A 252-nucleotide genomic window follows, 5' to 3' on the forward strand; every position below is an offset into this window, starting at 1 on the left:
GGCGGTCATCGCGCCGAGCAGCAGCAGCGGGTAGGCCACCGCCTTGCGCACCGCGCGGAACATGCCGTCGACCTTCTCGACGGTGCCGGACAGGAAGTGCAGGCCCTGGGCCAGGCGCTCATCGCCGCCGCCCTGCAACGCGTCGATCATGAGCAGCTCGGTCGGCGGCATGACGCCGTGCAGCGCGCGGGCCAGCGAGCCGCCCATCGCCGCGCGCAGCATGCGGCGACCAGCTGCTGTACCGCCGCATGC

At 73.4% G+C, this 252-nt stretch carries 1 protein-coding gene; it reads right to left on the reverse strand.

What is annotated here, in order from left to right; translation table 11 throughout:
• The coding region (locus ACR9ZK_RS22730; RefSeq protein WP_481344188.1) for a hypothetical protein at positions 1–222 on the reverse strand (222 nt) is incomplete at its 3' end.
• Positions 223–252: the final 30 nt, after the last annotated feature.

Source organism: Monashia sp. HAY1-5C (assembly GCF_056755255.1).